This is a genomic window from Acutalibacter sp., from assembly GCF_056800975.1.
In genome coordinates this window covers 1-7,452 of record NZ_JBQISV010000099.1, presented here as the reverse complement: position 1 = coordinate 7,452, position 7,452 = coordinate 1, and the positions used below count along the sequence as shown (strand labels likewise).

The 7,452-nt window shown below is 59.6% G+C and carries 7 protein-coding genes; 2 read left to right on the top strand and 5 right to left on the bottom strand.

Annotation, left to right across the window (positions count from 1 at the left end; genetic code table 11):
* The 4 genes from ACTO5E_RS09355 to ACTO5E_RS09340 form a co-directional block, all read right to left on the bottom strand.
* On the bottom strand, positions 1-284 hold a 284-nt coding region (locus ACTO5E_RS09355), incomplete at its 3' end, for an IS1-like element transposase (protein ID WP_482303176.1).
* Positions 285-555: 271 nt separating this feature from the next.
* Positions 556-873 (bottom strand): hypothetical protein, encoded by a 318-nt coding sequence (locus tag ACTO5E_RS09350; protein ID WP_482303175.1) that lies wholly within the window; start codon positions 871-873, stop codon positions 556-558.
* 38 nt (positions 874-911) lie between these two features.
* Positions 912-2,120: an AI-2E family transporter gene (locus ACTO5E_RS09345; protein ID WP_482303174.1), complete on the bottom strand. Its 1,209-nt coding sequence runs from the start codon at positions 2,118-2,120 to the stop codon at positions 912-914.
* Positions 2,121-2,131: 11 nt separating this feature from the next.
* Positions 2,132-2,527: a hypothetical protein gene (locus ACTO5E_RS09340; RefSeq protein WP_482303173.1), complete on the bottom strand. Its 396-nt coding sequence runs from the start codon at positions 2,525-2,527 to the stop codon at positions 2,132-2,134.
* Between the two features lie 170 nt (positions 2,528-2,697).
* Here ACTO5E_RS09340 and rbr point away from each other — a divergent pair, with 170 nt between their 5' ends.
* Positions 2,698-3,237, top strand: a complete 540-nt coding sequence (gene rbr / locus ACTO5E_RS09335) for a rubrerythrin (protein WP_482303172.1) — start codon at positions 2,698-2,700, stop codon at positions 3,235-3,237.
* A 319-nt stretch (positions 3,238-3,556) separates the two neighbouring features.
* Here the strand turns inward: rbr and ACTO5E_RS09330 are convergent, their stop codons facing one another.
* Positions 3,557-5,086: a serine hydrolase domain-containing protein gene (locus ACTO5E_RS09330; RefSeq protein ID WP_482303171.1), complete on the bottom strand. Its 1,530-nt coding sequence runs from the start codon at positions 5,084-5,086 to the stop codon at positions 3,557-3,559.
* A gap of 561 nt (positions 5,087-5,647) precedes the next feature.
* Between ACTO5E_RS09330 and eno the strand changes: the two genes are divergently transcribed.
* Complete coding sequence (eno, locus tag ACTO5E_RS09325; protein WP_482303169.1) at positions 5,648-6,877, top strand: phosphopyruvate hydratase; 1,230 nt, start codon at positions 5,648-5,650, stop codon at positions 6,875-6,877.
* The last annotated feature ends 575 nt before the right edge of the window (positions 6,878-7,452 follow it).

Below are 7,452 nucleotides of genomic sequence, written 5' to 3'. Positions count from 1 at the left end.
CGCTCTTTTTTTATCCAATTTGTTACATTGGATTTGTTCATTCCCAGTATTTTCCCAACCCCGCGGCCGCTGACCCCGCCGTAGTACATTTTGATCGCCAGGTCCCTAGTCTCTTCCGGATACGCGTGTCTCTTCGGGTCTACGGTGTAATATATGCCGCACTCCTTACATCTGCAGCGTTGGCTCCCAGAACCGTTGTACCCGGCCTTGACCTGATTTTCTGTCTTTCCGCATTTTGGGCATTTTTCCTTGCCTCTTCTGTTCTCTTTCTCATATTCTCCCATTATATCATAATATCTCTATTTTGGACGCTCCCCTGGGGGAGCATCCTGCCGAGCATTTTATGTATGATGCACATCCAGAGGGCCTTGTTAGGCTCTCCCAGGGTCCCGGCGCTTCTACGGAGCAGGCGGATGATATCCGCTCCTTCGTTATAAATCTGCAAAAGGGGCATGCCCCTGGCTGGGGCGCGTTCTGACTCCCAAGGCACCCGCCGTCCCCGCTCCATCTGTTTCTTCCTGGCGGTGGAGAGTCTGCCAAAGCAAGCAGGGGCTTTTACTTCAGCTCTCCGACCAGCTGCACCCGCAGGGGCCGTCTGGTAAGGAACTCCGCGTTGGGGGCCATGGAAGTCCTGGGGTGGGGGTACAGGTCCGGGCCTATGGCGGCGGGCTCGTCCACCACATACAGATACCCCGGCGCAGTACCGTTGTGGGTAATACTCCCGTTATCGTCATACCCCAAAACGGTGGGCTTATGAGAGAATGCCTCAGCCAGCTCCCGCCATTGGGTGACTGTGCTGCCCGCCCGCAGCTCGGAAAACCGGAGAGGGGAGCCATGATACCACAGCCCCTGGGGGTCGATGGAGAGCTTCATAAATCATACCTCCCTGCCCGTTCCTTCGCCGGAACGCCTTATTCGCCGCCCTGGTCCCCGTCCTTTGCCGGGAGGGGCGGGGTCCTGCCCTCCCGCTTCCGCAGCCGGGCATAGACCTCGGTTTTGAACAGCCGGTAGGCCACCGCAGTCACCGGCGTGCCAATCCAGATGCCGGTGATGCCCAGCACGCCTCCCCAGAACATCACCGCGAACAGGGTCCACAGGGGGGGCAGGCCAATGGAGGAGCCCACCACCCGGGGATAAATCAGGTTGCCCTCCACCTGCTGAAGAATCACCAGAAAGATCAGGAAGATCAAGGCGTCAATGGGGTGCACCAGCAGCAGAATGAAGGCCCCCACTCCCGCGCCAATGTATGCGCCCAGAATGGGGATCAACGCCCCCAGCGCCACCACCGAGGAGATGAGCAGGGCATAGTCCAGCCGCAGAATGCTCATGCCCACATAGCACAGCACCCCCAGAATGACGCACTCGGTCAGCTGACCCTGGACAAAGGAGAAGAACACCCGGTTGGTCAGCCGCCCCACCCGGCCTGCAATGCGGGCGGCGCGCTCTGGCAAAAAGGCCCGCAGGCTGTCCTTGGCCCCGCGTATGAGCCGCTCTTTGCCAAAAAGCATGTAAACAGAGAAAATAAATCCCATAATGGCCGAGAACAGCCCTGAGGCCAGATTTACCGTGACATTGAACAGAGAGGCCAAAAAGTCGGTGGTGAATTTTGTGGCGTCGCTGAGCAGGGTGGTCCAGTTAAAGCCAGTGAGAAAGTCCTGCACAAAGGTCAGGTCATACTCCCGGGCCACGTCGTTGGCCCAGGCAACGGCCTGGTTGGCGTAGATGGGCAGGTTGTGCTGAATGGTCACCGCCAGGCCGCTCATGGATTCTACCAGGCTGGGAATGATGAAAAAGCAGATGAACGCCGCCACCAGCAGCACCACCAGATAGGCCAGGGTGACAGCCAGAGGCCGCTGCAGCCTTTTCCAGATTTTGGACCTGGAACGAGCAAAGGGGCGAAAGGCGATATCCTCAAAAAAGCGGACGAACACATTGAGGATATAGGCAATGACCAGTCCCCCAAACACCGGAGAGAGGGCGTTCAGCAGGGTAAAGCCTCCGGCCCATACCTGGTCAAAGCGCAGCACGGCCAGCACGGCCAGGGCGGCAAAGGCAATCAGCAGGCAGCCGGTGTGAAGGGCGCGCCGGTAGGGCGCGGCGCCGAAGTTTTTGTTAGGCATGAGCATTCACCTCAGGTTTTGGTTTGAAAGACGCTGCGGCATTTCTGGCAAGTGACCTCAATCTTCCCCCTGCCTCTTGGGGCCCGCAGCTGCTGCCGGCAGCAGGGGCACTTGAAGTATTTATAGGTCTTGCGCTGGGCAAACCGCTGCTTCTCCAGCCGCAGCTTGTTTTCCACAGGCCCCCATACCCCCATGAACCAGCCCAGCTCCCGCTGGCGGGCGGGGATATTCCGGGAGAAGGTGCGCAGCAGGGCAAGCAGGTAGAAAACATCCGCGGCCAGCGCCAAAGGCCAGAAGAATATTCCTCCCGCAAGGGACAATACTAAACCCAGGACCAGCAGCGCCAAGTTCAGCTTGTCAGTGCCATAGCGGCCGTAAAGGAAGCGTTGGAGTTTTTGGAACAGCATGAAATCACGCCCTTCGCTTTATTTTACCTTCAGTATACCGTCTTTCACAGGGTTTTTCAACTGTTCCGGGGAGATTCACGATTATTTTACAAATCGGGCTTTTCCTTGACTTTATCCGGCGAATCCCTTATACTGAATCATAATGTCAAACCTAATAGGAGGTCATCACCATGCCCGAGCTGAAAGGAAGCAAGACCGAGGCCAACCTGCTCACCGCCTTTGCCGGCGAGAGCCAGGCCCGGAACAAGTACACCTATTTTGCCTCAAAGGCCAAAAAGGACGGCTATGTACAGATTGCCGAGATCTTCCAGGAGACTGCCGACAATGAGAAGGAGCACGCGAAAATGTGGTTCAAGCTCCTCAACGGCGGCGTTGGCGACACCCTGGACAACCTGAAGGCAGCTGCCGACGGGGAGAACTATGAGTGGACCGACATGTACGCCGGCTTTGCCAAAACCGCCAAAGAAGAGGGCTTTGACCAGATTGCCGCCCTGTTCGAGGGGGTTGCCAAGATTGAGAAGGAGCACGAGGAGCGCTACCGCAAGCTGGCCAAGAATATGGAGGAGGGCCTGGTCTTCTCTAAGGACGGGGACGCGGTGTGGCAGTGCATGAACTGCGGCCACATCTGCATTGGCAAAAAGGCCCCCGAGCTCTGCCCGGTGTGCGCCCATCCCCAGAGCTACTTCCGGGTAAAGCCCGAGAACTACTAAAAGAAACGCCCCAGCGGCCAAAAAAGGACCGGAGCCCCCAGCGGGCCCCGGTCCTTTTTTATGAGCATTTCCACAAAAGCGGCTTGCCTGTCAGACCTGGCGGGGCCTTGCCCTAAAGCCTGTTTGAAAACTCCGAAGCATAGTCTGTTTTGACCCGAAACGGTGCTTTCGACCTCAAAAAAAGCCTGACAAGGCGGCCTTTCTTGCCGTTTTTTCCTTGAAATCACTCGTTCCCGGCCAAAAAATCCAGCATTTCTCCCGTTTCCAAACAGACTTCAGCCTCCTCCCTTGTCTCATGCTGTCTTTGCTGCCTTATCTCTCAGCCGTTGACCTCCCAGTACATCCGGGTGCGGGTGCTGACTTCCCCCTCCTTCAGGGTGAAGCGCAGCTCAGGCAGAGACAGCTCCCCCAGTCCGGCGGGCTCCGGCAGAGTGGGAGACGCGGTAACTGTCAGCTTGCTGCCCACAAAACGGAACAGGAACCGCCGCCCCGCAGCCATGCGGGTGTTGCGCAGGTGGACCTCCAGGGCGTCTCGCTCCCGCCAGGCGGAGTTGACCCCATAGGGGACCCCGTCCACCACCGTGGTGGCAAAATGGCCCTCCATGCCCAGGTCCAGCACAGCCTCCCCGCTGTCCTGGCGGCAGATCAGCTGGGCTCTGCCCTCCTCAAAGCGGAAGGAGAGGGACTGAAGCGACCCGCCCTGGGGCCCAAAGCAGCCTACCCCGCCCACAATGTCCCGCAGGCCGGGCAGGGGCTGGTCCGGCAGATACTCCGCGCCGTTGAGGGAGGCCTCGCCGCCGGGGCTGCGGGTACCCAGCAGGGGGTTCAGCTCCAAGTGCTTCAGGCGGTGGTCCAGCACATGCCAGGCCTTCCGGTCCTCCGGCAGGGGGGCGGCTGCCATAGCCGGGAGCAGCTCCTCCCACACCGCGTCCAGCACTGCCTGCAGGGTCTGAGAGGCGGAGTGAATCACCAGCACCGCATCCTGGTCCGGCATCACAACGCCGAACTGGCCATAGGCCCCGTCCCCCCGGAAGACCCCCTGAGGGGCGCAGCGCCAGAACTGGAAGCCGTAGCCTGCCTGCCAGTCCGGGTCGCCGCCCCAGCCGGCCCCGGCGTTTTCAATCTGCTTGCCGGTGGCCTGGTCAAACCAGGCGGCGTTCAGCAGCTGTTTGCCCTCCCAGCTGCCCTTGTTGGCCACAAACTGCACAAACCGGGCCATGTCCTCAATGGTAAGGGACATGCCCGCGCCGCCCATCTCCGTGCCGTCCGGCATGGGCTGGCAGAAAATGTCCCCCATGCCCAGGGGCTGGAACAGCTGGGGCTTCAGGAACTGGGTGAGGGGCAGGCCGGTCTTTTTGGTGATGACCGCGCTGAGCATGTTGGTGCCTGCGGTGTTGTAGAGGAAGTGGGTTCCCGGCTCGTAGACAAAGGGATGGTGCAGGAAGGTGGTGATCCAGCTGGCGCTGCTGTCACCGGCCCAGCTGATCTCCGTCTCATGGCCGCAGCCCATCATCAGCAGGTGGCGGACACAGCACTTTTTCAGGTTTTCGCTGGGGTCCTGGGGAGCCTCCTCCGGGAAGATGTCAATAAGACGGTCGTCCAGAGAGACCACACCCTCCTGCACGGCAAAGCCAATGGCAGTGGAGGTGAGGCTTTTGCTGAAGGAGAACATGATGTGGGGGGTGCGGGGGGCATAGGGGGCCCAGCTGCCCTCAGCGCAGACCTGGCCGTGGCGCAGAAGCATAAAGGCGTGCATCTCAATGCCCTTGCGGTAGAGCCGGTCCAGCATGGCGGTAACAGCGGCAGAGGGGACGCCCACTGATTCGGGGGTGACGCGGGGGAAGTTCATAGCAATGACCTCACTTTTCGTTTATTGAATTTTTTAAGAAACAGCTAATCAGCGGTCAGAACCGTGCGCTTTTGCAAGCAGCATATAAAAGGCCGCCCACTTGCTGGCTATCCGGCCTTTTTCTTTGGGCGGATAGGAGCGTCTGGGCGTTCCGCCCAGAATGACCCTGCCCATTTCATCCTTTTGCTCCTCCAATCGTTCCCAGGCCGCGCCCCCATATTCCAAAGGGGAGAAGCTCTCCACTATGTTCTGCAGCCCTACGCGCATGGGCTCAAAGGGGAAAAAATATGACCACCGGCCGACTGACCCAATACTTCCGTCTGTGTACGGTATTTTACCGCGGGATTGCTGTCCTCCCGCAACCAATCGATCCTCTTCTCCACGGCTCCTCCATCTATTATGATAGAGTGTCTCTTACAGACGGCGCGGGCAGCATAAACACGCCTGAGCATGAGGGGGCGCACCCTTATATATTTGGGATGTTTTGAGTATACCACAGTTTATTTTCACTTGCAATGCGCAATAATAGATTTAAGCAAAAAGTGGAAAGGTGGAAGAAATATGGTAAAAATACAAAAGGTGTACGGCTGCGAAATTCTGGACTCCCGGGGCAACCCCACGGTGAGCGCCACGGTGCAGCTCTCGGACGGGACCATGGGCACTGCCGCCGCGCCCTCGGGGGCCTCTACCGGCAAGTTTGAGGCTGTAGAGCTGCGGGACGGAGACGACCGGCGCTATGGCGGCAAGGGCGTGCTTAAGGCGGTTCGCAATGTAAACGAGATCATCTCCCCGGCCCTGGAGAAGCTCCACTGCCTGACCGTGCGGGAGGTGGACACGGTGCTGGGCCGGCTGGACGGCACCCCCAACAAGGCCCACCTGGGGGCAAACGCCACTTTGGCGGTGTCCCTGGCCTGCGCCCGGGCCATTGCCGCCCACTACCGTATGCCCCTGTACCGCTTTCTGGGGGGCGCAGCAGCCTACAAGCTGCCTGTCCCCATGATGAATATTCTCAACGGCGGAGCCCATGCCGGCAATAATATCGACATTCAGGAATTCATGATTGTGCCCACCGGGGCCCCCTGCTTTCGGGAGGGGCTGCGCTGGTGCAGCGAAATCTACCACAGCCTGGGGTCCCGGCTGAAGGCCCGGGGGCTCTCTACCGGCGTGGGGGACGAGGGCGGCTTTGCCCCAGACCTGAGCTCGGACGAGGAGGCCATTGAGGAGGTGCTGGCGGCCATTGAAAAGGCCGGCTACGGGGGCAAGGTCCAGCTGGCCCTGGACGCTGCCGGCAGCGAGTGGGTCACTGAGAGCGGCGCTTACCGCCTGCCCAAGCGGGGGAAGACCATGGCCCCAGAGGACCTGATTGAGTATTGGGAGGGGCTGGTGGGCCGCTACCCCATTATCTCGGTAGAGGACCCCCTGGGGGAAGAGGACTTTGCCGCCTGGACAGAGCTGACCGCCCGCATTGGCGGCCGGGTGCAGCTAGTGGGAGACGACCTGTTCGTCACCAATATAGAGCGGCTGCAGCAGGGCATTGACCAGCGGGCGGGGAACGCCATTCTCATCAAGCCCAACCAGATTGGCACCCTGACGGAGACCCTGCAGGCCATTGACCTGGCCCGGCGCAGCGGGTACAACACCATTATCTCCCACCGGTCGGGTGAGACGGAGGACACCTTTATTGCCGACCTGGCAGTGGCGGTGAATGCGGGGCAGATTAAGACAGGGGCGCCCTGCCGGACGGAGCGGGTGGCGAAATACAACCGGCTGCTGCGCATTGAGGAGTGCTAGCGGAAAAAGGCCAGCTCGCGGGCAAAAAAGCCAGAACAAAGCAGAAGCAAAGGAGCGCGAATAAAAAGTTTCGTCCACCTTTACAAAGGTGGCAGAGCGCGAGACAGCGTCTCGCGACCTTGACCTTAAAAAGGCGGCGCAGTAAACAAAGGCGCGAGGTAGTGCTTTGCCTCTAAATCTCAGTTCAGAACGGGGTAAGGCTGCGCCGCCGCCGACTTGCCGCAGGCAAGTCGGATGCCGCAGGCAAGTCGAACCCAGCGAGGTCGACCAAAGGGAGACCAGCGGACTGCTTGCTGCCGTCAGCTACAGAAGTAGATCTTTTTTGATCCCCTTTCAGGAGAACCCAAAACGAGCAGGAGTAAAACACCGCTTTGTTTTAACCATCTGTTTGCGGCCAGCTGGGATAGAGCGAAAGCCCAGCGAGCGCAGACGCGCGTCCTTGGCGGCTGCGGAAGGTTTGCGAAGCAAAGCTTCTTCCCCTTGCGGAGCAAGGGGGCGAGCGTCCGTTTTCAGAGCTGTAAATTCAGAGCGAAAGGCCTCCCCGCCAAGCCACTCTACACACCTATGGCTGGCGG